The 22,614-nt window shown below is 61.9% G+C and carries 24 protein-coding genes; 10 read left to right on the forward strand and 14 right to left on the reverse strand.

Annotated features, from left to right (window positions below):
* Nucleotides 1-36: 36 nt before the first annotated feature.
* The 3 genes from AC56QQ_RS18960 to AC56QQ_RS18970 all read right to left on the reverse strand — a co-directional run bounded on the left by AC56QQ_RS18960 (nt 37) and on the right by AC56QQ_RS18970 (nt 2,059).
* Entirely contained in the window at nt 37-240 is a 204-nt protein-coding gene (locus AC56QQ_RS18960; RefSeq protein ID WP_027045027.1) for a dodecin family protein, read from the reverse strand.
* 86 nt (nt 241-326) lie between these two features.
* Nucleotides 327-1,172 (reverse strand): 3-deoxy-8-phosphooctulonate synthase, encoded by an 846-nt coding sequence (gene kdsA, locus AC56QQ_RS18965; RefSeq protein WP_497123002.1) that lies wholly within the window; start codon nt 1,170-1,172, stop codon nt 327-329.
* Nucleotides 1,169-2,059 carry a VOC family protein gene (locus AC56QQ_RS18970; protein ID WP_489861263.1) on the reverse strand — a complete coding sequence of 297 codons (891 nt, stop codon included), beginning with the start codon at nt 2,057-2,059 and terminating at the stop codon, nt 1,169-1,171. Before AC56QQ_RS18970 ends, kdsA begins: the two co-directional genes overlap by 4 nt.
* 90 nt (nt 2,060-2,149) lie before the next feature.
* Here AC56QQ_RS18970 and AC56QQ_RS18975 point away from each other — a divergent pair, with 90 nt between their 5' ends.
* Nucleotides 2,150-2,353: a GNAT family N-acetyltransferase gene (locus AC56QQ_RS18975; protein ID WP_489861262.1), complete on the forward strand. Its 204-nt coding sequence runs from the start codon at nt 2,150-2,152 to the stop codon at nt 2,351-2,353.
* A 327-nt stretch (nt 2,354-2,680) separates the two neighbouring features.
* Here AC56QQ_RS18975 and AC56QQ_RS18980 read toward each other — a convergent pair whose 3' ends face one another.
* Together AC56QQ_RS18980 and AC56QQ_RS18985 are read right to left on the reverse strand one after the other, a co-directional pair.
* On the reverse strand, nt 2,681-2,971 hold the full coding sequence (locus tag AC56QQ_RS18980) for a Dabb family protein (RefSeq protein ID WP_497123003.1): 291 nt from the start codon (nt 2,969-2,971) through the stop codon (nt 2,681-2,683).
* A gap of 92 nt (nt 2,972-3,063) precedes the next feature.
* Nucleotides 3,064-3,198 carry a hypothetical protein gene (locus AC56QQ_RS18985; RefSeq protein WP_497123004.1) on the reverse strand — a complete coding sequence of 45 codons (135 nt, stop codon included), beginning with the start codon at nt 3,196-3,198 and terminating at the stop codon, nt 3,064-3,066.
* A gap of 46 nt (nt 3,199-3,244) precedes the next feature.
* Between AC56QQ_RS18985 and AC56QQ_RS18990 the strand changes: the two genes are divergently transcribed.
* The gene (locus tag AC56QQ_RS18990) at nt 3,245-3,484 is read left to right on the forward strand and encodes a DUF1365 family protein (RefSeq protein ID WP_497123006.1); all 240 of its coding nucleotides are present in this window, start codon (nt 3,245-3,247) and stop codon (nt 3,482-3,484) included.
* A 59-nt stretch (nt 3,485-3,543) separates the two neighbouring features.
* Complete coding sequence (locus tag AC56QQ_RS18995) at nt 3,544-4,800, forward strand: class I SAM-dependent methyltransferase (RefSeq protein ID WP_497123007.1); 1,257 nt, start codon at nt 3,544-3,546, stop codon at nt 4,798-4,800.
* A 111-nt stretch (nt 4,801-4,911) separates the two neighbouring features.
* Here the strand turns inward: AC56QQ_RS18995 and AC56QQ_RS19000 are convergent, their stop codons facing one another.
* Both AC56QQ_RS19000 and AC56QQ_RS19005 read right to left on the reverse strand, forming a co-directional pair.
* On the reverse strand, nt 4,912-6,891 hold the full coding sequence (locus AC56QQ_RS19000) for a bifunctional 2',3'-cyclic-nucleotide 2'-phosphodiesterase/3'-nucleotidase (protein WP_497123009.1): 1,980 nt from the start codon (nt 6,889-6,891) through the stop codon (nt 4,912-4,914).
* 151 nt (nt 6,892-7,042) lie between these two features.
* Complete coding sequence (locus AC56QQ_RS19005) at nt 7,043-8,308, reverse strand: NAD(P)/FAD-dependent oxidoreductase (RefSeq protein WP_497123011.1); 1,266 nt, start codon at nt 8,306-8,308, stop codon at nt 7,043-7,045.
* Nucleotides 8,309-8,472: 164 nt separating this feature from the next.
* Here AC56QQ_RS19005 and AC56QQ_RS19010 point away from each other — a divergent pair, with 164 nt between their 5' ends.
* Both AC56QQ_RS19010 and AC56QQ_RS19015 read left to right on the forward strand, forming a co-directional pair.
* Nucleotides 8,473-9,123 (forward strand): 5-formyltetrahydrofolate cyclo-ligase, encoded by a 651-nt coding sequence (locus tag AC56QQ_RS19010; protein ID WP_497123012.1) that lies wholly within the window; start codon nt 8,473-8,475, stop codon nt 9,121-9,123.
* A gap of 161 nt (nt 9,124-9,284) precedes the next feature.
* Nucleotides 9,285-9,698, forward strand: coding sequence for a hypothetical protein (locus AC56QQ_RS19015; RefSeq protein ID WP_489861254.1), 414 nt, complete (start codon nt 9,285-9,287; stop codon nt 9,696-9,698).
* Here the strand turns inward: AC56QQ_RS19015 and AC56QQ_RS19020 are convergent.
* Nucleotides 9,695-10,168 (reverse strand): Lrp/AsnC family transcriptional regulator, encoded by a 474-nt coding sequence (locus AC56QQ_RS19020; protein ID WP_013531467.1) that lies wholly within the window; start codon nt 10,166-10,168, stop codon nt 9,695-9,697. The two genes, AC56QQ_RS19015 and AC56QQ_RS19020, sit on opposite strands and share 4 nt — an antisense overlap.
* 155 nt (nt 10,169-10,323) lie before the next feature.
* Here AC56QQ_RS19020 and ald point away from each other — a divergent pair, with 155 nt between their 5' ends.
* Both ald and AC56QQ_RS19030 read left to right on the forward strand, forming a co-directional pair.
* Nucleotides 10,324-11,439 (forward strand): alanine dehydrogenase, encoded by a 1,116-nt coding sequence (ald, locus tag AC56QQ_RS19025; protein WP_497123013.1) that lies wholly within the window; start codon nt 10,324-10,326, stop codon nt 11,437-11,439.
* A gap of 220 nt (nt 11,440-11,659) precedes the next feature.
* Nucleotides 11,660-12,961, forward strand: coding sequence for an outer membrane protein (locus AC56QQ_RS19030; protein WP_497123014.1), 1,302 nt, complete (start codon nt 11,660-11,662; stop codon nt 12,959-12,961).
* 234 nt (nt 12,962-13,195) lie between these two features.
* On the opposite strand, the gene AC56QQ_RS19035 is transcribed toward AC56QQ_RS19030, so the two are convergent.
* From AC56QQ_RS19035 to AC56QQ_RS19055, 5 genes are all read right to left on the reverse strand, one after another.
* On the reverse strand, nt 13,196-13,663 hold the full coding sequence (locus AC56QQ_RS19035; protein ID WP_497123015.1) for a DUF1203 domain-containing protein: 468 nt from the start codon (nt 13,661-13,663) through the stop codon (nt 13,196-13,198).
* A 164-nt stretch (nt 13,664-13,827) separates the two neighbouring features.
* Nucleotides 13,828-14,391 (reverse strand): GNAT family N-acetyltransferase, encoded by a 564-nt coding sequence (locus AC56QQ_RS19040; protein WP_256753660.1) that lies wholly within the window; start codon nt 14,389-14,391, stop codon nt 13,828-13,830.
* A 5-nt stretch (nt 14,392-14,396) separates the two neighbouring features.
* On the reverse strand, nt 14,397-15,248 hold the full coding sequence (sseA, locus tag AC56QQ_RS19045; RefSeq protein WP_497123016.1) for a 3-mercaptopyruvate sulfurtransferase: 852 nt from the start codon (nt 15,246-15,248) through the stop codon (nt 14,397-14,399).
* Nucleotides 15,249-15,283: 35 nt separating this feature from the next.
* Complete coding sequence (locus AC56QQ_RS19050; RefSeq protein WP_497123017.1) at nt 15,284-16,027, reverse strand: alanyl-tRNA editing protein; 744 nt, start codon at nt 16,025-16,027, stop codon at nt 15,284-15,286.
* On the reverse strand, nt 16,027-17,061 hold the full coding sequence (locus AC56QQ_RS19055) for a cysteine synthase A (protein WP_497123018.1): 1,035 nt from the start codon (nt 17,059-17,061) through the stop codon (nt 16,027-16,029). The genes AC56QQ_RS19050 and AC56QQ_RS19055 overlap by 1 nt, the downstream gene beginning before the upstream one ends.
* Before the next feature lie 226 nt (nt 17,062-17,287).
* On the opposite strand from AC56QQ_RS19055, the gene AC56QQ_RS19060 reads away from it, so the two are divergent.
* Together AC56QQ_RS19060 and AC56QQ_RS19065 are read left to right on the forward strand one after the other, a co-directional pair.
* Nucleotides 17,288-18,109, forward strand: coding sequence for an SDR family oxidoreductase (locus tag AC56QQ_RS19060; protein ID WP_489861247.1), 822 nt, complete (start codon nt 17,288-17,290; stop codon nt 18,107-18,109).
* Nucleotides 18,110-18,197: 88 nt separating this feature from the next.
* Complete coding sequence (locus AC56QQ_RS19065; RefSeq protein WP_497123019.1) at nt 18,198-19,172, forward strand: alpha/beta hydrolase; 975 nt, start codon at nt 18,198-18,200, stop codon at nt 19,170-19,172.
* 107 nt (nt 19,173-19,279) lie between these two features.
* Here AC56QQ_RS19065 and AC56QQ_RS19070 read toward each other — a convergent pair whose 3' ends face one another.
* Nucleotides 19,280-20,671, reverse strand: a complete 1,392-nt coding sequence (locus AC56QQ_RS19070) for a DEAD/DEAH box helicase (RefSeq protein WP_497123020.1) — start codon at nt 20,669-20,671, stop codon at nt 19,280-19,282.
* A gap of 388 nt (nt 20,672-21,059) precedes the next feature.
* Between AC56QQ_RS19070 and AC56QQ_RS19075 the strand changes: the two genes are divergently transcribed.
* Nucleotides 21,060-22,592, forward strand: coding sequence for an acyl-CoA carboxylase subunit beta (locus tag AC56QQ_RS19075; RefSeq protein WP_497123021.1), 1,533 nt, complete (start codon nt 21,060-21,062; stop codon nt 22,590-22,592).
* The last annotated feature ends 22 nt before the right edge of the window (nt 22,593-22,614 follow it).

Consider the following 22,614-nt stretch of genomic DNA (forward strand, 5'->3'; position numbering starts at 1 on the left):
GGAGCGAAAGTTCCCGACTTTTTCGGCTACGGGCAGCTACTCCGCGAGGATGAAGGTAACCTTCATATTGACGCGATAGGCAGCGATCTTGCCGTCCTCGACGACGATCTTCTGGTCCTGGATCCAGGCGCCTTCGACGTTCTTGAGGGTCTTCGATGCGCGCGCAATTCCCTTTTCGATGGCGTCCTGAAAGCTCTTCTTCGACGACGATGTGATTTCGGTGACGCGGGCAACGGACATGGCTTCCTCCTGCCAAAACGCTCATTTGCCGGACAAGCGTACAGCCGGCTTATCCCTTCCACAAGCGCCGGCAGGATGCGTCTGGCTCAGCGAGCCTTCGCCACCCGGTCGAAAGCCATCAGCCTTTCCAGGAGTGCCGGCATATCCTTCAGCGGCAGCATGTTCGGGCCATCTGAAGAGGTCGAATTGTCAGGATCCTGGTGGGTCTCGATGAACACGCCGGCAACGCCGACGGCGACAGCCGCGCGGGCCAGCGTCTCGACAAAGCGACGTTCGCCACCCGATGAACCACCCTGCCCGCCCGGTTGCTGCACCGAATGCGTGGCATCGAAGATCACCGGCGCGCCGATCTCGGCCATGATCGGCAAGGCACGCATGTCGGACACCAGCGTGTTGTAGCCGAAAGACGCGCCGCGCTCGGTGGTCAAGACGTTTGGGTTGCCGGAGCCGGTGATCTTGGCGACCACGTTCTTCATGTCCCAGGGCGCAAGGAACTGCCCCTTCTTCACGTTGATGACCTTGCCGGTTTTGGCGGCGGCGACCAGCATGTCGGTCTGGCGCGACAGGAAGGCCGGGATTTGCAGCACATCGACATGCGGCGCGACGATCGCGCAATGTTCCTCGGTGTGGACATCGGTCAGCACGGGGAGCGAAAATTCCTTGCGCAGCTCGTCGAAAACGGGAAGTGCGGCGTCCATGCCGGCGCCGCGCGTCGCCGACAGCGAGGTGCGGTTGGCCTTGTCGTAGCTGGTCTTGTAGACGAGGCCGATACCGAGCTTGCCTGTCAGTTCCTTCAGCGCGCCAGCCATGTCGAAGGCGTGCTGGCGCGATTCAAACTGGCAGGGGCCGGCGATCAGCGCCAGGGCCGCGTTGTTGTCGAAGACGACATTGCCAACGGTTACCGACGAATTGGGCGCCAGGGGCTTGCTCATTTGATCTCCCGGAAGATGAAAGCCGCGCCCTGTCCGGATGCCGGCTGCACGACAATATCATTGCCCGATATATTGTGTTTGATGGAATTGGCTGCAAGCAGCCTCGAGGTGACATCGGCGTGCCGGATCGAAAAGACCACCGCGGCGAAGCGAAGCTCAGTTGGCGCGCCGGCCGACACGCCAAAACGTGAGGTGAAAGACGCGGGGTCAAGCACGCTCAAGGTTGCATTCGGCAAATGAAACGTGCTGCCCTGCCCGCTGGCGGTTGGATCGTCCATCGCTACCGAAATCAACCTGCGCTGTTCGGAAGGCTGGCCGCTGACCGCCACCACTTCGACGATGCCGGTGGCTCCGTTGGCGTGGGCCTGCAACGCCGCGCGGTCCACTTTCGGAGCATTGACCCGCTCGCAGGCAAAGAGAAAAGCATCCGTAGCCTTGCTGCCAGACGCAAAGGCGAGCTTGAACGATGCGATGTCGCTCTTGCCCGCCGTGTCGGTGAAGGCGCGCGAAAAGCTCAGCATGTCTCCCGCCGAGATACCGGCTTCGACATAGCGTGCATGGTCGGCGTCGGCATTGCCGGTGGCAAGAACCATGGCGGAAAAGCCGTCGTCGCCGTGACTGTCGCGATAGACGCGGTCGCGCGCGACGAACACATTGCCGTCGGCAATGGCCTTCGTCGCTGCCTGTTCATCGCCGACCGAGATCGGCTCGAGATAGGTGCCATCGGCGAGGAAAACACAGCAATTTTCCGTTCCGAAGGGATGGATGCCGGTCGGCGCAACGACGAAGCCAAGCGCGGTGAGCCGGGCTCGCGCCACGTCGAGGCTGCGCACAGGCAGCACCAGATGATCGAGCGGATGAATGCCGGCGGCTGTTGTTCGGGTCATGCAGGCGCGATGTGCATCATTCCGTAAAGCGGTTCAAGCCGTGACCGCATCCCGGCCGCCAGCCGGTCGCCTTTGTCTTCGGGTTGGTCGATGGCGAATGCTTCCGCTATATTCTGCTTGCCTGCGATTATGGCGCGTTATGCGCGCTATTCTCCGGGATTCCTGGTGCTCGACCATGTGATGGCAGAGTGGGCCGCCGGCGGCGGCACCATCTTCGATTTCACCATCGGTGACGAACCGTTCAAGGCTGACTTCGGCTGCAGCCGCACGACTGTGCACGAGTTCCGCTTGTGACAGTCCTGCCGCCCCTGCCAATGGAAATCAGCGGCGTTGCCACGCGCTGCGGCTGGCGAGGCAGTACCGCATCGCTTTTGGCACAGCCACCGACGTCCTCAAATATCGATCGGCGAACTCGATCTCACGCACCCATGCCGGCTGCATAAGAGGGCTGGACGATCTTGTCGCCCGCTGTCCCGACTATCAATCCGAAGGCTACGGGCCGATCCTGAGCTGTCTGACGATACGTGGCGCGCTGAAAGCGGCGGCGCAAGGCCATTTCGGCACCGCGTTGGCCGAAGTGAAGGCCCGGCGGAAGGCTGGCAACCTGCCCGGCGGCCTCGATCAGCTGCCGGCCACGACATCGGCCGAATAGCGCAGTTCGCGCAACGGTTTGACCTCGCTGGTGGTCTGCGCATAGAGCGGATGCGCCTTGTAGGCGGCCAGCGCGGCGTCATCGGCGAACTCCGCGTAGACGACCACATCGACCTCATCCGACAGGGGATCCACCTTGGTGTTCAGCGTCACCTCGAAGAGGCTGGAATGGGGAATGTTGCCGAGCGCCAGCAGGCCCATGCGCACCGCCTCCACATCCTCCTTGCGCCGCGCGCTGAAGAAAACAATGTGCCGGATCAACCCCGCCTCCTCGATCGAATGCCGGGGTCTTTTGTGATGGCAGAACGGTCACGTCAACCGACAACGATGTCGCGGCGGCGTTCAGATGGGCGCTAGATCTTGCCGGTCACGTATCGCACGACATGCGTTACGTCCCTGACCGTCATGTCGAGATACCGGCCCTGATTGTAGAGGCCGTCCCAGATCAGAAAAAACGCGACGGCGGCAATGACGATTACATAACGCATGGCTAAAACTATCGCACAAGCGCGGTTGCAACCATAGGTGTTTTTGGTGCGTTCGGCCTGTGCTTTACTAGAGGCAGATCCAACCGGCGATCGCCGGCCCATTGGCACAGCCCAGCTCGCAGCCTGCCTCTTGAAGTTCCCCCTCATGACGTGGAAGATTGTCGCGGGGATTCACTGGGAAGCGCTGAAGCTCTGGTTAAAGGACGCGCGCTTTCATTCGAGCCCGCCCGTCGCCGAACCGGTCAGCTACCGGGAACAGGCAACGGCGTTCGAACCTGGCGAATGAACCGCGAGAAGAGGAGGTCGGCAATTTGTGCCGACACCGCGGAAGTCCGGGGGCATGCGATGGCTTACAAGGAACATCACGGCGTAGCGTCGGGCGACGCGGTCAGGCTGGATGAATTCAATTTCGCCGAAATCGTCAAGGGCCTGCCGGCCAAGGCGCGCATGGTGCTGTCGGCAGCGATGAACCTGCCGCGCGGTACGCTGAAGGTCAGGATGCCGGACGGCCGCGCTGTCCTCGTCGGAGGCAAGGGACCCGGCCCCGACGCCGAACTGGTGCTCAAGAACTGGCGCTTGCCCGGCCGCGCCTTTTCCGGCGGTACGATCGGCGTTGCCGAATCCTATATGGACGGTGATTGGGAAAGCCCTGACGTGACCAGCTTCCTGGAGCTGTTCGTGGTCAATTCGGCCATCGGCGAACGCGTCGCCGGCGGCGCCAGCTGGCTCATCAACACCGTTCAGCGTATTCGCCACTGGTTCAATGGGAACACACGCACCGGCTCGAAGCGCAATATTTCGGCGCACTACGACCTCGGCAACGCCTTCTACAAGGAATGGCTCGACCCGAGCATGACTTATTCCTCGGCGCTCTACGCGACCGGTGCCAACGACCTGGAGGGCGCCCAGGCCGCCAAATATCGCGCACTGGCGAAGGACACGGGGATTGGCCCGAAGGACCACGTGCTGGAAATCGGCTGCGGCTGGGGCGGCTTCGCCGAATTCGCGGCGCGAGAGATCGGCTGCCATGTAACCGGGCTGACGATCAGCCGCGAGCAGCACGACTTCGCCAAGGCACGCATCGAAAAGGCCGGGCTTGCCGACAAGGTCGACATCAAGCTGCAGGACTATCGCGACGAAACTGGCACCTACGACCGCATCGCGTCGATCGAGATGTTCGAGGCGGTCGGTGAGAAATACTGGCCGGTGTTCTTCGGCAAGATGAAGGCCTGCCTGAAACCCGGTGGTACCGCGGGCCTGCAGATCATCACCATCAACGAAGCCGCTTACGACACCTATCGCGCAAGGCCGGATTTCATCCAGCGCTACGTTTTCCCCGGCGGCATGCTGCCGACCCCGTCGATCCTGAAGGCGCTCGGCAAGGATCATGGCCTTGCCCATCTGCGCGAGCGCGTATTTCCCGATGACTATGCGCGCACGCTCGCCGAGTGGCGCCATCGCTTCTGGGCGTCATGGGAGAAGATCGTTCCGCTCGGCTTCGACGACCGCTTCAAGAAGCTCTGGGAATTTTACCTGCACTATTGCGAAGCCGGCTTCCGCGCCAGCTACATCGACGTGCGCCAGGTGGTCTACAAGGCGTAAATCCACGCTGTGACGGCGTGGAAACGAGCTTGCGCGGCCTGTTTCCTGCGCAGATCGTTTCTTGAATTCCACAGTGCAAAACCGCCCCCCAACGATCGCGGATGGCAGCGATCATAGAAGGATGCGATACTTCGCGAATCCTGCCTCGCCTTCACCCACCGGTTCGATCTTCAGCGATTTCACGTCGGCTATGAAATCCTTCGCCCTGGCGCCGGTTTCGAACAAAGCGCTGGTTCCTGGCAGCGGTGCGAACGACCAGTTGTCGTCGGCCGACGGGTTGATCGTGCCCTGGCTTACGATATAGCGAACGATGACGTCGCGATTGGTGTCCGGCGCTTCGTAGATGATCTTCGAGGCATTGATGTCGGGGAAATTACCGCCGCCGCCGGCACGATAATTGTTGGTCGCGACGACGAATTTCTGTTCTACATCAATTGGTTTTCCATCGAACATCAAGTCGATGACACGGTTGGCGCCGGCATTCGCCAACCCGCCCTTGGCATCGTATTTCGGCGGCTGCGAGAGATCGATCTTGTAGGTGACGCCGTCGATGACGTCGAAATTGTAGGATGGGAAGTCTGTGTTGATGAGCGCCTGGTCCGCCTGGCCCGGCTCGATCCTGTTGAAGATGCCGGCAGACATTTCCAACCATTCCTTGACCCCGGCCCCGGTGATTTCGACGGCCCGCACGGTGTTCGGATAAAGATAGAGGTCGGCAACGTTCTTGATGGCGATGTCGCCTGCCGGCACATCGGTATAGTAGTCGGCGCCGTTGCGTCCGCCTGCCTTGAAAGGCGCGGCGGCCGACAGCAGCGGCACATCCTTCCATTGCGTGTTCTTGAGAATATCCCTGAGGTACCAGGTCTGCGCCTGGCTGACGACCTGCACCGACGGATCGTCCGCGACCAGCGCGAAATAGGAATAGAGCGGGGCAGAGGTCTTGCCGACAGGGCGGCGCACATAGGCCAAGGTCGCCTGGTGGTCCTGCTCGAGCGCCGCGATGATGCGCTTGTCGTCCGGGACGGTCGGCTTGTTCTTGTTGTCGACGCGTTCGAAGATCGGCCGCGCCTCGGAAGTCGCGGAAACGACCTTCCATTTCGATCCGTCTCGCTCCAGCATCAGGTCAATCAGCCCCATATGCGAGCCCCAGAAGCCGGCCATGACGGCGGGTTTGCCCTGCAGCATGCCTTTCTGTGTATCGACGCCCTCGAGCGACTGGAAGTCCTTCTTGCCGGGGAAAACCAGGTGCTGGTGGCCGGTGAACACCGCATCGATGCCGTCGACGCCGGCCACGAAGAACGAAGCGTTCTCCATCATGTCGCCCTGCTTCACGTCGATGCCGGAATGCGAGAGCGCGATCACGATGTCGGCGCCTTCCTCCTTCATCTGCGGCACCCAGGCCTTGGCCGCCTCGACGATGTCGCGCGTCTTGACGTTGCCCTCGAGATTCTTGAGGTCCCAGACCATGATCTGCGGCGGCACGAAGCCGATGATGCCGATCCTGATCGGTTGCGCGGCGCCCGAGCCATCTTTGATCTTCCTGTCGAGGATGACATAGGGCTTCAGGTAGAGCTTGTCGTCGCGCGGGTTCGCGGCAAGCTCGGTGCCACGGACAAGGTTGGCGCAGACGAAGGGGAAATTGGCGCCGGCCAGTACCTTGTCCAGGAACGACAGGCCGTAATTGAACTCGTGGTTGCCGAGCGTCGAGCACTCGTAGCCGAGCAGGTTCATGCCTTTCATGATCGGATGGAGATCGCCGTCCTTCATGCCCTTCTCGTAGGCGATGTAGTCGCCCATAGGGTTGCCTTCCAGCAGGTCGCCATTGTCGATCAGCATCGCATTGGTGGCTTCCTTGCGCACCGCGTCGATGAGCGAAGCCGTGCGCGACAGGCCCATCGTGTCGTTCGCTTTGTCGGCGTAGTAATCGTAGGGCAGCACGTTCACATGGATGTCGGTGGTCTCCATGATCCTGAGGTGCGCCTGGTTGGCCTGCGCGCGGGCGGAGAACGGATGCAGCATGATCAGCGCCCCTGCGGCGGCGGCCCCCGCAAGGAGATCGCGGCGGGAGACGGGATGGAGCAGTCGGGACATGTTTTCTCCTTCTTCGACGACGTCACAAGCCCTGCCCCGAAGCGAACTTGGCGCTGAAATCGGCTCAAGTCCACTCAAGAAGTCGCGCGCATTGGAGCGCCAGTCGATCAGCGCCATATGACGCGCGGATGAATGCGACAGTGAAGAAAAGTCAGGTCTTGTCGTCGTCGCCTTGGGTGATCAGCCGGGCGCTGCGCTGGCCTGTGACGTAGATCCATAGCCAACTCAGGGAAACCGCAAGCCGGTTGCGGAAGCCGATCAGAAAATAGATGTGCGCGATGCCCCACAGCCACCAGGCGAGCCAACCCGTAAGCTTGATCCAGCCGAAATCGATCGCGGCAGCGCGTTTGCCGATCGTCGCCAGATCGCCGGCATGTTTGTAGTGAAATGGCCGCGTGGTGCTATCACCGCCGAGCCTGGCCTTGATGGTCGCCGCGACATGGCGGCCCTCCTGCTTGGCGGAAGGCGCGACGCCGGGTACCGGCCGTCCATCGGGCCGCAGCACAAGGGCGGCGTCGCCGATGACAAAGATCTCCGGGCTGCCAGGCACGCTGAGGTCCGGCTCGACGAGCACCCTGCCCGCGCGGTCCGCCTTCGCCCCCAACCATTCGGCGGCGGGCGAAGCGGCAACACCGGCTGCCCACAGGATCGTCCTCGCCTCCAACTGCTTGTCGCCAAACACAACACCTTCGGCGTCGCAGCGCGTAACGGCCCGGCCGAGTTCGATCGTCACGCCGAGCCGCTCGAGCGCCTTGCTGGCATAGTCGGAGAGTTTTGGCGCGAAATTGGCAAGGATGCGATCGCCGGCCTCGATCAGCACCACGCGCGTTTGCTGCGTATCGATGTTGCGGAACTCGCCGCGCAACGTGTCATGCGCCAGTTCAACGATGGTGCCGGCAAGCTCCACGCCGGTTGGCCCGCCACCGACGATCGCAATGGTCAGCAGCGCCTGGCGCTTGGCCGGATCGGTTTCCCGCTCGGCCTGTTCGAAGGCCAAGAGAATGCGCCGCCGGATGGTGGTGGCGTCCTCAAGTGTCTTCAGGCCCGGCGCGAAAGGCTCCCATTCGTCGTGGCCGAAATAGGCATGACGAGCGCCGGTGGCCAGCACCAGCGTGTCGTAGGCGACAGCGCTGCCGTCATCGAGCAGCACGCGTTTGCCTGCACGGTCGACGCCGGTGACGTTGGCTAACAGCGTCGTCACGTCCTTGCGATTGCGCAGGAGGTGGCGGATCGGCCAGGCAACCTCGGAGGTTGCCAGCGCGGTGGTCGCGACCTGGTAGAGCAGCGGTTGAAAAAGATGGTGGTTGCGCTTGTCGATCATGGTGATGCGCACCGGCGCTCCGTCAAGCGCGCGGGTGAATTCAAGACCGCCGAAACCCGCGCCGACAACGACGACATGATGGCTGGCCTGGTTCACTTCATTTCACCCTGACGGTAAGAATACCTGTCCCAGATGTAGGTACTTTTGTGCAATGCAGCAACAGAAACACGGTGCCAGGGACTCGCCGTCCCATGTCGTGAATGCACAAGTTATATCGTGTCGCGAGGTATAGCGTCATCCAACACGCTTTGAGGTGACGCATGGCCAACGATCATGACGACCAAGCTCCGGCGCAGTATGCTTCGCCGCCTTGCTTCATGCATGTATTCGATCCGGAATTCCGGGCGCCGCTATCCGACTGGACCGATGTGAGGCGCTGGCGCAAGGCCGAGCGGGAACGGTTGATCGCCGCTCGTCTTGCCGTTTCGGCCGACGCGCGGACGGTGATGTCGCAGCGCATCGCCGAAGGCCTGGACGCTGTCGTCGGCGAGATCGCCGGCCGCATGGTCAGTCTCTACTGGCCGTTCCGCGGCGAACCGGATCTGCGGCCATGGATGGCGTCCATCAACGAGCGTGGCGGCCGCACCGCGCTGCCCATCGTTGTCGAGAAAGCGCAACCGCTGATCTTTCGCGCCTACGCACCGGGCGATCGGCTGGAAAAGGGCGTGTGGAACATCCCGATACCGGCCGAGGGCGACCCGGTTCTGCCAGATATCGTCATTTCGCCTATCGTCGGCATCGATCCGGGAAATTATCGCCTGGGCTATGGTGGCGGCTTCTTCGACCGCACGCTGGCCGCGATGCCGTTCAAGCCGCTGGTCATCGGCATCGGCTACGAACTGCAGCGCATCGCCACCATCTATCCGCAGCCGCATGACATTCCGATGGATCGGGTCGTCACCGAGGCCTAAGAGCGCCGCACAGCAGCGCAAATGTCTCGTGACAAAAATTCGACTTGGTCGATAAATAATATGACCTTTGAGCGACCATGCTGTGGAGGACTGTTTCGACTTGCGTTCTGGGCGGATCCAACGGTCGCTCTTAGACTGGCCGCTTCACAACGGATGATAGGATGATCGGACGAACTTTAGCGGCTGCCGTTGCCATTGCGTTTTCCTTTTCGCCTGCGCATGCGCAACCGCAGCATCGTTTGCCGAGCGGCTATAAATGGGGCCGCTGCCTGCTTGTTGTTGACGGTCAGACCCGTATATCCGGAAGATGCTCCTATCAAATCGAGACGGGCGGCGATTTCAATATCCAGGGGCCTCGGCAAGTTTTTGCGGGTATCGACTATCCCGATACGCATAGTGGGGCCGGTGAAATGTCCGAAGATTACTGGGCCGTTGTCTACAAGGACGGTGATGTTTGGGGCGGCTATGCGAACTCAGACATTCGCGAAACTCACGGTGATGAACGTTGGGCAGACCTTCGCCGCGAAGGCGCATGTTATCTTGGAAAGGGCGTCCGGGTGTGCCTCTGGCGTTAAGCCATTTCCGGCTTCATGCCCATCGCCGTGCGGTCGACGATCTCACGCAAGGCGAATGACGAGTTGATCTTCGTCACATGCGGCATGGCCGACAGCCACTCCTTGTGAATGCGCTCATAGTCGACCAGATCCTTTGCCGCGATGCGCAGGATATAGTCGTATTCGCCCGACATCAGGTGGCACGACAGCACGTTGGGGCAGCGCTTGATCGCGGCCTCGAAATCCGACAGCGTCTTCTCGAACTGCCCCGACAGCGATATGTGCACGATCGCCGTCATCTGGTGACCAAGGGCTGCATTGGATAGCCGGGCGTGGTAGCCGCGGATGGTTCCGGATTTCTCCAGATTGTCGAGCCGGCGCGAGCAGGCCGACTGCGACAGGCCAACCTTCTCTGCAAGAGCGGCATTGGGTATCCGACCATCCTTCTGCAAAGCCTCGAGAATGGCGATATCAATCCTGTCGAGCGGCATTTTTCGTGAATCCTGCGAAAATATAGCTGTTTTGCGCAACGATTATCGAAACTTGCTGGCGCGCGCAAGCGCATTCGCAAACACATGCGCAGCGATTCATGGTTCACTTGGCCGATACAGGGAACGAGCCCAAAGGGCCGGATCAGGAGAAGAAGATGCGCGTCGGCTGCCCCAAGGAAATCAAGAACCACGAATATCGCGTCGGCCTCACGCCCGGCTCGGTCCGCGAATATGTCGCTCATGGCCACGAAGTGCTGGTCGAGACCGGTGCCGGTGCAGGCATCGGCGCCGATGACAACGCCTACCGCGCCGCCGGCGCCACGATTGCCAAGACCGCTGCCGACGTGTTCGCCAAGTCGGACATGATCGTCAAGGTCAAGGAACCGCAGCCCAATGAATGGGCGCAGCTTCGCGATGGCCAGATCCTTTATACCTACCTCCACCTGGCTCCAGATCCGGAGCAGACCAAGGGGCTGCTTGCTTCCGGCGTCACTGCAATCGCCTACGAGACCGTGACCGACGACCGGGGCGGCCTGCCGCTTCTGGCGCCGATGTCGGAAGTCGCCGGACGCCTGTCGATCCAGGCCGGCGCGACGGCGCTGCAGAAGGCCAATGGCGGCCGCGGCGTGCTGCTCGGCGGCGTGCCCGGCGTGCTGCCCGGCAAGGTCACCGTGCTCGGCGGCGGTGTCGTCGGCCTGCATGCCGCCAGAATGGCGGCGGGCCTTGGCGCCGACGTCACCATCATCGACCGCTCCATCCCGCGCTTGCGCCAGCTCGACGACCTCTTCGCGGGCCGTGTCCACACCCGCTACTCGACCGTCGAGGCGCTCGAGGAAGAATGCTTCTCGGCCGACATCGTCGTCGGCGCCGTGCTCATCCCGGGCGCCGCCGCGCCGAAGCTCGTCACCCGCGAAATGCTGTCCGGCATGAAGAAGGGGTCCGTTCTGGTCGACGTCGCCATCGACCAGGGCGGTTGCTTCGAGACCTCGCACGCGACGACTCATGCCGACCCCACCTACGAGGTCGATGGCGTCATTCACTATTGTGTTGCCAACATGCCTGGCGCGGTGCCGGTCACCTCGGCCCATGCGCTGAACAATGCGACGCTGCACTACGGCCTGCAACTCGCCGACAAGGGACTGAAAGCGCTGGTCGACGACCACCACCTGCGCAACGGCCTCAATGTCCACAAGGGCAAGATCACCAACCGTGCGGTCGCCGAGGCGCTTGGTTACGAACTGGTCGAGCCGAAGGCCGTCCTGGCTGCCTGATTCCGCGAAAAGACAGCTTCCTCCCGTCTAACTCGCCGGCTTATGCCGGCGACTTTTTTTGGGGAGATCGAAGGCAACGAAGCCCGTTTTCCAAGCAAATCGGAAACAAAACCCCGCGGCGCAACGGCGCTTTGCCCATGACTGTTGCATTTTTGTCATTTCCTACATTAGCCACCCCTTGCTAGAGGCATTCCGGGCTTATTATTGAGGGGTACGGGCAATGTTCATTCGCACGTCTGCGAAATCTATTCTTTTTTCCGCTGTTTCGATCTTGGCTTTAATGTCTGCTGCTCATGCGGCCGATGTGGTGCAGCCCGTTGAAGCGTCCGGCTTCAACTGGAGCGGCATCTATGTCGGCTTCGGTGTCGGCGCCGGCGCCAACGTGCACGAGCTGGGCAGTGATTTTACTCCCATCTCGCTGAACGGCATCGGTGGAGAAGGCGTCTATGGTGAATTGACGGTTGGCTATGACTATATGGTGTCGCCGCGCTTCCTGCTCGGGGGTCTGCTTGACGCTCACGTCGGTAACATCGAAACCTCGCTGGATGCTGGCGGATTAAGCGCTTCGATCCAGGAGACCTATGGTTTCGACGCCGGTTTGCGAGTGGGCTACCTCTTCACGCCGAACACTCTGGGCTACGTGCTCGGCGGCTATTCCTGGCAGAAGTACAAGCTCGATACGAACGCTGGATTCGGCTTCGATTGGGACCAGAGCGGGTATTTCGTCGGGGGTGGCATTGAAACGGCCATCAACAGCAATTGGACGATCAAGACCGAGTATCGTTACACCCGCTTCGGCACCAAGGGGGATCTCCTTTCCGAGGCCGGCATCCCGTCACCGGATGGCGCGCTCAACCTCGATACCTCGCGGCACACTTTCCAGGTTGCAGCCAATTATCGCTTTGGCGCCCGGAATGGCGGCGCGACTGCCTTTGAAACTCCGACTTACAACTGGACCGGTTTCTACGCCGGCGGTGCGTTGGGCGCAGGTGCATCCGTGCACCAGATCGAAATCCCACCGCTAGCTGGCGCCAAGTTCAACGGCCTCGGTGGTGAAGGCGCGTTTGGCGAGTTGAACGTCGGCTATGATCATGACTTCGGCAACTGGGTCGCCGGCGTCATGGTCGACGCCCGCTACTCCGGCATGACCTCGAAGCTGGACCTCGGCGGCGGATCCATCAATGTCGATACCGATTACGGTTTCGACGTGCTTGGTCGCGTCGGCATGAAAATGAACGAATCGACCCTCGCCTACGCACTGGCTGGCTACAGTTGGCAGCATTTCGACCTGAACGCTTCCGACCCGATCGGCGATATCCTCGACTGGGGCTCCAGCGGTTTCTCAGTTGGTGGCGGTTTGGAAACGGCTGTGTCCAGCAACGTCACCGTCGGTCTTGAGTATCGCTATTCGCAGTTCGCCAAGAAGGATTTCTCGTCGGAGTTGGGGCTGCCTGAGGACTCCATCACCTCCACTTCCTCTTTCCATACCGTGCGTCTCGGCGCCAAGTACAAGTTCAACTAAAAGCCCTCCAGGCAAACAGTCTAAGCCCGCCGGCCCATGCTGGCGGGCTTTTTTGTCACGCCGAAGGCTTCTCGCATAAAATGCGGGCAACAAAAAAGCGGAGCCAAAGCCCCGCTTCCTCGGTATCGAGATTTCCCGCCGGTTCATCCGCGGTCGGCAAATCGATCGACAATCGCTTTATATCGCGACTATGCGACGGGAGTAAGACAGCCGCACCCAGCCGCTGTCTTCGCCTCACGCGCGCTCGATACGGCACTGGTAGCAATTGTTGCGCGCCGAGCGGACATGGACGTAGGCGATATCGTCGCGTTCGAACAAGGTCTCGGCTCGCGCGGCAATTGCTCCGGTCGGGATGACACCGCCGCTGCCGTAGACGATGCGGTCGTCCCTGCCATAGCCGCGCACGATGTAGTCGGGACTTTCGAGAATCTCGGGCAAAACCTCGCTCTCGGCGGCGCGTTCGCATTCTTCGGCATGCAGGAAGATCGGCCCGGTTTCGGCATAGGGCTGAGGGTCCGGAAATGGCCGGTAGGCCAAAACGAGATAGGCGTCGCCAGCGGCGATGTTCTTCAGGCAGTGCCGGCAAGGCATGCCGTCACCGTCGGAAATCTGTCGCTCGGGCGTGTGGCCGTAGGCATCCGGGCCGCCAAACTGCAGGGCCCTGACATCTTGGGTCGGCAGGGCTTTGAACTGGATGGTCATGGTGAAAAATCTCCGATGTCGCTGACCAGAAATTATGCGCCAAGGCCGATGCTTCCCACCCGATTCCTGCCAAGTATCGAAGCGCCGATGGCATTGGCAGCCTGTGCTGATCGATCTCTCGATGGATCAGCGGTGCCATCAATGTCGAAGCCGGCTAATCAATATCACGGCCGCATGACGCTGGCCGAACGCTCGGCGAAAGGCAGCGGATGCACGATCTCCTTCTTCTGCGCCACCGGCGCAAAGCCGAGCTTCTGGTAGAGCGGCAGGGCCGCCGGATGATCGAGTGTGCAGGTCTGTACCGCCACCCGCTTCGGTCCGTACGACCATGCGGCGGCAATCGCAGCGCCGAGGAACCAGCGGCCGATGCCTTGTCCGGTCGCATGTTCCATCATGCCGAAATAAGCGAGTTCCACCTCTTCCGGCAAATGTGGCTTGAGGTCGAAGAAGCCGGCCGGCGCGCCATCGAGATAGAGCACCCTGATATCGCGATCCTCGCGGTGGATGCCGGCTGCAAGCTCGTCGTCATCCAGCCTCAATACATTGACCCAGTGCCATTTGCGCCCCACCCGGTCCATCAGGTAGCGGTAGAAATGCAAGGGAATGTCCTTGGTCTTCAGCAGTGCGATCTGACGGTTGTAGGGCACAGGCGGCGAATAGGCCGGCGGCACGTGCATCTCGAGAAATGTCACGGTGACTTCGATGTCTTCCAGCACGCCGTTGTCCATCGTCGTCATTCCTTGCCGGTCACAACAGGCGTGTCGGAGAGCCCGCCCCACTCCGTCCATGAGCCGTCGTAAAGCCTGTTGTCGGTATGGCCAAGCGTTTCCAGCGCCAGTGTGACCACCGCGGCAGTGACACCGGAGCCGCAAGACGTGACGACGGGCTTCGACAGGTCGATGCCGGCCTCCTCGATCACCTTGCGCAGGCGGTCCTTCGACAACAGCACGCCGTTTTCAGACAGCGCCGAATAGGGCAGATTGCGCGCGCCCGGCATATGGCCGGAACGGACGCCGGCGCGGGGCTCGGGCTCGGTGCCGGCAAAGCGGCCCGGTCCACGGGCATCGGCGATCTGGCTTTCCCTGGTGTCGACGATCCGGCGCATGTCGGCGAGGCTGGCGACGCGACCCGCGTCGAAATCGGCATGGAATACGCATGGCGCGATCTTTGTGGGCTCGGCCGTTACCGGCCAGCCGGCCGCCTTCCAGCCATCGAAGCCGCCGTCCAGAATATAGGTCTGGAAAACACCCATCACGCGGAACATCCACCACGCCCTGGGCGCGGAGAAGAAGCCCGGGCCATCATAGACGACGATGGTATCGTCGGCCGAAACCCCCATCGCACCGACATACTGTGCAAAATGCTGCGGCGACGGCAATGTGTGCGGCAGAGCAGAATCGGGATCGGAAACCGCATCCTGATCCAGGAACCGAGCGCCCGGAATGTGCGCCGCCTCGTATTCGGCGCGCGCATCGCGTTTTTGCGCAGGCAGATACCAGGACGCATCGATGATCACCAGCCCAGGCTGGCCAAGGCGCGTCCGCAGCCAGTCCGCGTCGACAGTGAAGGGGCTATCCTCGGCCATTCTTGTTCTCTCTACTCTCGGCAAAAGCGTTTGTATCAGGCCGCCGGCATCGGGCCAAAGCGGATGCGGAAGCGCCGGTTCTCGCGACCCTTCTTCTCGATCTTGCCGATGTGGATTTCGCCGACTTCGCCGGTGCTTTTGACATGTGTGCCGCCGCAAGGCTGGCTGTCCACCGAGGCGTTCTCGCCGATGCAGACAAGGCGGATCCTGCCGGTACCGACCGGCGGCCGGACATTCTTGGACTTCACCAGGCCTGGGTTGGCAGCCAGGTCCTCATCGCTGATCAGCCTGGTGAAGATCGGGTGGTCGGCGCGCACCAGGTCCATCAGGCTCGCCGTCACCTCCTCCTTGCTGAAGCTGGCATCGGGAATGTCGAAATCGACGCGGCTGTCGTCCTCGGAAACGGAAGCGCCCGTGATCGGGAATGGGCAGACGACCGTGAGCAGGTGACATGCCGCGTGCATGCGCATCAAAAGATGCCGCCGCTCCCAGTCGATCGCCAGGCTCACCTTCTCGCCGACCTCCGGCCCGGCATGGTCCGGCGCCGGCACGTGGATGATCTCGTCCTTGGTCTCACCGGATATGGTGGCGGCAATGGCGACGCGGCTGCCATCGGCGCGTTCGAGATGCCCGGTATCGCCCGGCTGGCCGCCCGAGGTGGCGTAGAAGATCGTCCGGTCGAGAATGATGCCGCCACGATCGTTGACGGCGACGACGGTGGCGTCGGCCGTCCTCAGATAGGCGTCGTCGCGAAACAGCGCTTCCGTCTTGTACGCCATCACGCGACCTTTTCGAATGGCACCGAAATACTGCTCTTCAGCTCCATCCAGCCAGGAACCGGCAGCTTCTTTTCGCGCAGGAATTCCGGGTTGAACAGCTTCGACTGGTAGCGCGTGCCGTAGTCGCAAAGAATGGTCACGATGGTGTGGCCGGGGCCCAATTCCCTGGCCAGCCGAATCGCACCGGCTATGTTGATGCCGGTCGAGCCGCCGACGCAAAGACCTTCCTCCTGGATCAGGTCGAAGACGATCGGCAGCGCCTCCTCGTCCTGGATCTGGAAGGAGAAGTCAGGCGTGAATCCTTCGAGATTGGCGGTGATACGCCCCTGCCCGATGCCTTCGGTGATCGAGCTGCCCTCGGACTTCAGCTCACCGCTGGTGTAGAAACTGTAGAGCGAGGCGCCCAGCGGATCGGCGAGTGCGATCTTGACGTCCTTGCTCTTTGCCTTCAGCCCTAAGGCGACGCCGGCGAGCGTCCCACCCGAACCGACAGCCGAGACAAAACCGTCGATCTTGCCTCCGGTCTGGCTCCAGATTTCCTGCGCCGTGGTCCGGATATGGCCGTCACGGTTGGCGACATTGTCGAACTGGTTGGCCCAGATGGCGCCGTTCGGTTCCGTCCTCGCCATCTGCTCGGCGAGCCGGCCCGACAGTTTCACGTAGTTGTTGGGATTCTTGTAAGGAACGGCAGGCACTTCGATCAGCTCGGCGCCGAGCAGCCTGATCGTATCCTTCTTCTCCTGGCTCTGCGTGTCCGGAATGACGATGACGGTGCGGTAGCCGAGCGCCTTGGCGACCAGCGTCAGCCCGATACCGGTATTGCCGGCGGTCCCCTCGACGATGACGCCGCCGGGCTTCAGCAACCCGCGCTGTTCGGCATCGCGGATGATGAACAGACCGGCGCGATCCTTGACCGACTGGCCCGGATTCATGAATTCGGCCTTGCCAAGGATCTCGCAGCCGGTCTCTTCGGAAGCTTTGTTGAGGCGGATCAGAGGCGTGTTGCCGATCACGTCGATCACAGAACGGGGCATTCAGGATTCCTTTGTGCGGTGCGCCGAAACCCTAGAAACCCGAAGCTTCGGTTTCAAGGCAAGAATTTGTCTGGTCCAGTCGCATTTGCGGTGCTGTTGTTGCAACAACGTTTCCCGGGACCGACCTCGTGCCCCACTGTTCATTTCCGCCTGGCGTTGAAAAGCAGCTTTTCATTCGATTTCTTCATCGCTAGAGCAAAGCAGGAACAAGTCGACAGGGCGCAGCATGACACTCTACCGGGCCAACCCGAAGCACGGCGTCGCCTGGATCACGGGCGGAAGCAGCGGTATCGGTCGCTCGCTGGCCAGGGATCTTGCGTCCCAGGGCTATGCCGTCGCGGTGACGGCACTCGACGACGATCCGATCGACACGCTCGTCGTCGAGACCGCACAGATGCCGGGCAGTGTCACGGCTTTTCCCTGCGATGTCACCGACGAGCCGCGCATGGCCAGAACCGTCGCCGCGATCGAGAAGGAACTCGGGCCCATCGTGCTCGCCGTCTTCAATGCCGGAAACTACATATCGACACCGGGTGAGGCTCTTGTCGTCAATGACTTTCGCCGGTCCTTCGAGGTCAACTATTTCGGCATCGTCAACGGCCTGGTGCCGCTCATCGAGCGCATGCGTGTCAGGGCACGCGGACATGTCGTGCTGGTCGGTTCGGTCACCGCCTATTTCGGCTGGCCGACCACGGCCGCCTATGGCGGCACCAAGGCGGCGATCAACATCCTGGCGGAATCGCTGAAGTATGATTTCGACAAGATGAATGTGCGCATCCAGGTGATCAATCCGGGCTTCATCGACACGCCGCTGACCGAGAAGAACATGCTGCCGATGCCGGGGCTGATGCCGGTCAGCCGGGCGTCGCGCCGCATGGCGCGGGGCATCAAGTCCGGCGGCTTTGAAGTCACCTTCCCGCGCCGGACAAGCTGGCCCCTGAAACTCCTCAGTCTGCTGCCGAGGCCGCTGTACAGAGGGGTAATCAGCCTGATGACCAACTGGAAGGCGCGCCCGCTGCACTACGACCGCAAGCCGCCAATCGAATAGAACGCCGTCGAAAAGTGTCGGCTCCCTGCCGGCCGTTGCCTGTTTCTGGCCGCGGCCATAGGTTGAGAATTGTAGTGTGGAGTCCGCGATGGGGCGACGGGTTGTGCTTGCTGTGCTGGTCCTTGTCGCCGTCCTCGCACTGGCCTTCGGGCTCGGCCCGCGTGTAGCTGTCGACACCACGATCCATTTCGATCCTTCGGTCATCGGCGACGATCCGCAGGGCTATGTGGCGCGAGTGGAAGCCGCCGTGCCCGGAATCCGCGATGGGCTGGACAAGGAGATCGTCTGGGCAAATCCTATGGTTCATGCCAGGACGCCGCTGTCGATCGTCTATATCCACGGCTTTTCCGCATCGAAGGGCGAGATCCGGCCGCTGCCTGACGATGTGGCCGACCAGCTCGACGCCAACCTCTTCTACACCCGCCTTACCGGTCACGGGCAGGATGGCGCGGCGATGACGCAAGGCAGCGTCAATGCCTGGATCAACGACTATGAGGAGGCGCTCGCCATCGGCCGGGCGATCGGCGACAAGGTGATCGTCATCTCGACCTCGACCGGCGGCTCGCTGGCGGCATGGGCGGCAACACAGCCGGGCGCGTCGGACGGGGTGGCGGCAATTGCGTTCATCTCGCCGAACTTCGGCGTCAAGGCATCCGGCGCCGAAATCCTGACCATGCCGTGGGGCAAGCAGATCGCCAAACTCGTCGCTGGCAAGGAACGCAGCTTCGTGCCGCGCAACGCGCTGCATGAGAAATTCTGGACCTACCGCTACCCGATCGAAGCGACCTTGCCGATGCAGGCGCTGACCGAACTTGCCTATGGCGCGCCGGTGGAGAAGGCGACCATCCCTGCCCTGTTCATCTTTTCGGATTCGGACAGAGTAGTGCGGCCCGACCGCACCCGCGAAATCGCCGGGCGCTGGGGTGGTGCGCACGAACTGGTGCCGGTCGACGACACCGGCGACCCGGACAACCATGTCATCGCCGGCGACGCGCTGTCACCGTCGACCACGGCCTTCCTCGCGCAGAGGATTGGTGTCTGGATCGAAGCGGTGGTGAAGTAAGGCGCGGACGAAAAGGGCGGCCGAAGCATCGCTTCAGCCGCCCTTTTCTGTATCAGTCACGGGCAATCAGCCAGCCCGAGGCTTGGCTGACTACAACGCGATCTGGCTTACGCAGCCCGCGCCGCGGGCCGCTTGCCGCCGAAGCGGCGCTTGTTGTTGCCCTTGAAGGGCTTGGCGCCTTCCGGCTTGCGCTCGCCAGCAAAAGCCGGCTTTTCGCCGAAGCGCTTCTTCTCACCGCTCGGCCGGCGGCCGTCGCGACGGCCATTACGGTCATTGGCGGGCTCGAAGCGCTCGTTCTTCTCGGCCGGATTGCGCTGCGGATCGGGGCTGCCGAGATGGTCGGCAACGATCGGCAGCTTGGTGCGGATGATGCGCTCGACCTGGCGCAGCTTGCTGTTTTCGGAAGGATCGCAAAGTGTGATGGCGATGCCGTCCATGCCGTTGCGGCCAGTGCGACCGATGCGGTGGACGTAGCTTTCCGCTTCGTCCGGCAGGTCGAAATTCACGACATGGCTGATGCCGGGCACGTCGATGCCGCGCGCCGCGATGTCGGTCGCGACCAGAATGCGTACCGAACCTTCACGGAAATCGTTCAGCGCCTTCTGACGGGCATTCTGCGACTTGTTGCCGTGAATGACGGCGGCCTTGAACCCGTCGCGCTCGAGATCCTTGGTCACCCGGTCGGCGCCATGCTTGGTGCGCGAAAAAATGATGACGGACTTCATCGCTTCGTCGGCGAGCATCGTCGAGAGCACCTGACGCTTCTGCTTGGTGCGGGCGAAGACGACGCCCTGCACGATTTCGACCGCCGCGGTGCTATGCGGCGAGACTTCGATGCGAACCGGATTCTTCAGCAGGCCCTTGGCCAGCTCGGCGATCTCATCCGGCATGGTGGCCGAGAACAGCGCCGTCTGGCGATCAGGCGCGGTCGCCTTGGCGATGCGCTTGACGTCGTTGATGAAGCCCATGTCGAGCATGCGGTCGCCCTCGTCCAGCACCAGCCATTTGGTGTCGGAGAGAATGAGGTCGCCTTCGCGCACCAGGTCGGTCAACCGGCCGGGCGTGGCAATAAGGATGTCGACGCCGGGGGCTACCTTCTTCACCTGGCTGAAGCGCGAGACGCCACCCAGCACGAGCGCGGTCGAGACATGCGCGCCCTTGGCGAGGATCTTGATGGTGTCCTCGATCTGCACGGCGAGTTCGCGCGTCGGCGCCAGAATCAGCGCGCGGGTCGTCTTGGCGCGCCGCTTGGTGCCGAGCGCGATGATCTTCGACAGGATCGGCAGTGCGAAGGCCGCGGTCTTGCCGGAGCCGGTCTGCGCAATGCCGAAAATGTCACGGCCTTCCATCTGCGGCGGAATTGCCTGCGCCTGGATCGGCTTGGGCTCGGTGAAACCGGCGGCGTGGGTGGCCTTGAGCAGCGCACCCGTAATTCCCAGTGCTGCGAAACCGGAAAGTTCCCCAGAGTCCTTACCGGGCAAAGTGTTTTCGTTGGTCAAAATAATCTTCTTTCACGCGGCCTCTGGCCGCAAACATCAATGGCGGCAGGGCGCAACCTACCGTCGGATAACATTGTCATGGAACGACAAGGCGGCGGACGATTTCGTCCGCGCGGCTGCGCTGTCGTGCCCGCAGGCATCATGCCACGGGGCTTTTTCGCCACCTTGCCGATCAACCGGAAAGAGGGAAAACAGACGCAACCAGTCTCATTCTTCGAGAAGGCCGGATAGTCCCGGCCCAAGCGCCTATGCCGCCGCATATGGCCCAGTTCGCCGCCAAATGCAAGGGGCGCCATGCTGCAGCGCAACAAAACCATGATTAAGGGGATGCTTGCACTCGCCAGCGAGCATCATTACCACGAAATGCAGCCTGCGCGGGAGATCGGCCATGAAAGATGTACTCAAGGAACTCGAACGCCGTCGCGACATTGCCCGCATGGGCGGCGGCCAGTCCCGCATCGACGCCCAGCACAAGAAGGGCAAGCTCACCGCGCGTGAACGCATCGAGGTCTTTCTCGACGAGGGCTCGTTCGAGGAGTTCGATATGTATGTCGAGCATCGTTCGACCGATTTCGGCATGGAGAAGACGAAGATCGCCGGCGATGGCGTCGTCACCGGCTGGGGCACGGTCAATGGTCGTCCGGTCTACGTCTTCGCCAAGGATTTCACCGTGTTCGGCGGTTCGTTGTCGGAAGCCCATGCCGAGAAGGTCATCAAGGTGCAGGAGATGGCACTGCGCAACCGCGCACCGATCATCGGCCTTTACGACGCCGGCGGGGCCCGGATCCAGGAAGGCGTGGCGGCGCTCGGCGGCTATGCCGAGATCTTTCAACGCAATGTGCTCGCCTCCGGCGTCATTCCGCAGATTTCGGTGATCATGGGCCCTTGTGCCGGCGGCGACGTCTATTCGCCGGCCATGACCGACTTCATCTTCATGGTGCGCGACACCTCCTACATGTTCGTCACCGGACCGGACGTGGTGAAGACCGTCACCAACGAGACGGTCACCGCCGAGAGCCTCGGCGGCGCCTCCGTCCACACGACGAAATCCTCGATCGCCGACGGCGCCTATGACAATGACGTCGAGGCGCTCCTGCAGATGCGCCGGCTGGTCGACCTGCTGCCCGCCTCCAACACGTCAGAGCTTCCCGAGATCGAATGCTATCAATCGGTCACCGACCACGATCTGTCACTCGACCGGCTGATTCCCGACAACGCCAACAAGCCCTACGACATCAAGGAACTGATCCTGAAGGTTGCCGATGAGGGCGACTTCTTCGAGATCCAGCAGAATTTCGCCAAGAACATCGTCACCGGCTTCGGGCGGGTCGAGGGTCGCACGGTCGGTTTCGTCGCCAACCAGCCGATGGTGCTGGCGGGCGTGCTCGATTCGGACGCCAGCCGCAAGGCGGCACGCTTCGTGCGCTTCTGCGACTGCTTCTCGATCCCGATCGTCACCTTCGTCGATGTTCCGGGCTTCCTGCCCGGCACGGCGCAGGAATATGGCGGGCTGATCAAGCACGGTGCGAAACTCCTGTTCGCCTATGCCGAGGCAACCGTGCCGAAGATCACCGTCATCACCCGCAAGGCCTATGGCGGCGCCTATGACGTGATGGCGTCAAAACATCTGCGCGGCGACATGAACTATGCCTGGCCGACGGCGCAGATCGCGGTGATGGGCGCCCGGGGCGCGGTCGAGATCATCTACCGCAAGGACATCGGTGATGCTGAAAAGATCGCAGCCCATACAAAGACTTACGAGGATCGCTTCCTGTCGCCCTTCGTCGCCGCCGAGCGCGGCTATATCGATGAGGTGATCATGCCACACTCGACCCGCCGCCGTATCGCGCGGGCGCTCAGGATGCTGCGCAACAAGGACATGCAGAACCCCTGGAAGAAGCACGACAACATCCCGCTGTAAGCTGAATGTCGCCGGCATTGCG

This window comes from Mesorhizobium sp. RCAM 05099 (assembly GCF_059683685.1).

What these genes read in the sequence shown, in the direction of transcription:
- AC56QQ_RS19020 (WP_013531467.1), bottom strand. Translation starts at nt 10,168, where the DNA reads ATGCCGCTCGACAGGATTGATATCGCCATTCTCGAGGCTTTGCAGAAG.
- kdsA (WP_497123002.1), bottom strand. Translation starts at nt 1,172, where the DNA reads ATGAGCAAGCCCCTGGCGCCCAATTCGTCGGTAACCGTTGGCAATGTC.
- AC56QQ_RS19065 (WP_497123019.1), top strand. Translation starts at nt 18,198, where the DNA reads ATGGGGCGACGGGTTGTGCTTGCTGTGCTGGTCCTTGTCGCCGTCCTC.
- AC56QQ_RS19075 (WP_497123021.1), top strand. Translation starts at nt 21,060, where the DNA reads ATGAAAGATGTACTCAAGGAACTCGAACGCCGTCGCGACATTGCCCGC.
- AC56QQ_RS19040 (WP_256753660.1), bottom strand. Translation starts at nt 14,391, where the DNA reads ATGGACAACGGCGTGCTGGAAGACATCGAAGTCACCGTGACATTTCTC.
- AC56QQ_RS18970 (WP_489861263.1), bottom strand. Translation starts at nt 2,059, where the DNA reads ATGACCCGAACAACAGCCGCCGGCATTCATCCGCTCGATCATCTGGTG.
- AC56QQ_RS19000 (WP_497123009.1), bottom strand. Translation starts at nt 6,891, where the DNA reads ATGTCCCGACTGCTCCATCCCGTCTCCCGCCGCGATCTCCTTGCGGGG.
- AC56QQ_RS18975 (WP_489861262.1), top strand. Translation starts at nt 2,150, where the DNA reads ATGGCGAATGCTTCCGCTATATTCTGCTTGCCTGCGATTATGGCGCGT.
- AC56QQ_RS19015 (WP_489861254.1), top strand. Translation starts at nt 9,285, where the DNA reads ATGATCGGACGAACTTTAGCGGCTGCCGTTGCCATTGCGTTTTCCTTT.
- sseA (WP_497123016.1), bottom strand. Translation starts at nt 15,248, where the DNA reads ATGGCCGAGGATAGCCCCTTCACTGTCGACGCGGACTGGCTGCGGACG.
- AC56QQ_RS19010 (WP_497123012.1), top strand. Translation starts at nt 8,473, where the DNA reads ATGGCCAACGATCATGACGACCAAGCTCCGGCGCAGTATGCTTCGCCG.
- AC56QQ_RS18960 (WP_027045027.1), bottom strand. Translation starts at nt 240, where the DNA reads ATGTCCGTTGCCCGCGTCACCGAAATCACATCGTCGTCGAAGAAGAGC.
- AC56QQ_RS19030 (WP_497123014.1), top strand. Translation starts at nt 11,660, where the DNA reads ATGTTCATTCGCACGTCTGCGAAATCTATTCTTTTTTCCGCTGTTTCG.
- AC56QQ_RS19055 (WP_497123018.1), bottom strand. Translation starts at nt 17,061, where the DNA reads ATGCCCCGTTCTGTGATCGACGTGATCGGCAACACGCCTCTGATCCGC.
- AC56QQ_RS19035 (WP_497123015.1), bottom strand. Translation starts at nt 13,663, where the DNA reads ATGACCATCCAGTTCAAAGCCCTGCCGACCCAAGATGTCAGGGCCCTG.
- AC56QQ_RS19060 (WP_489861247.1), top strand. Translation starts at nt 17,288, where the DNA reads ATGACACTCTACCGGGCCAACCCGAAGCACGGCGTCGCCTGGATCACG.
- ald (WP_497123013.1), top strand. Translation starts at nt 10,324, where the DNA reads ATGCGCGTCGGCTGCCCCAAGGAAATCAAGAACCACGAATATCGCGTC.
- AC56QQ_RS18995 (WP_497123007.1), top strand. Translation starts at nt 3,544, where the DNA reads ATGGCTTACAAGGAACATCACGGCGTAGCGTCGGGCGACGCGGTCAGG.
- AC56QQ_RS19050 (WP_497123017.1), bottom strand. Translation starts at nt 16,027, where the DNA reads ATGGCGTACAAGACGGAAGCGCTGTTTCGCGACGACGCCTATCTGAGG.
- AC56QQ_RS18985 (WP_497123004.1), bottom strand. Translation starts at nt 3,198, where the DNA reads ATGCGTTATGTAATCGTCATTGCCGCCGTCGCGTTTTTTCTGATCTGG.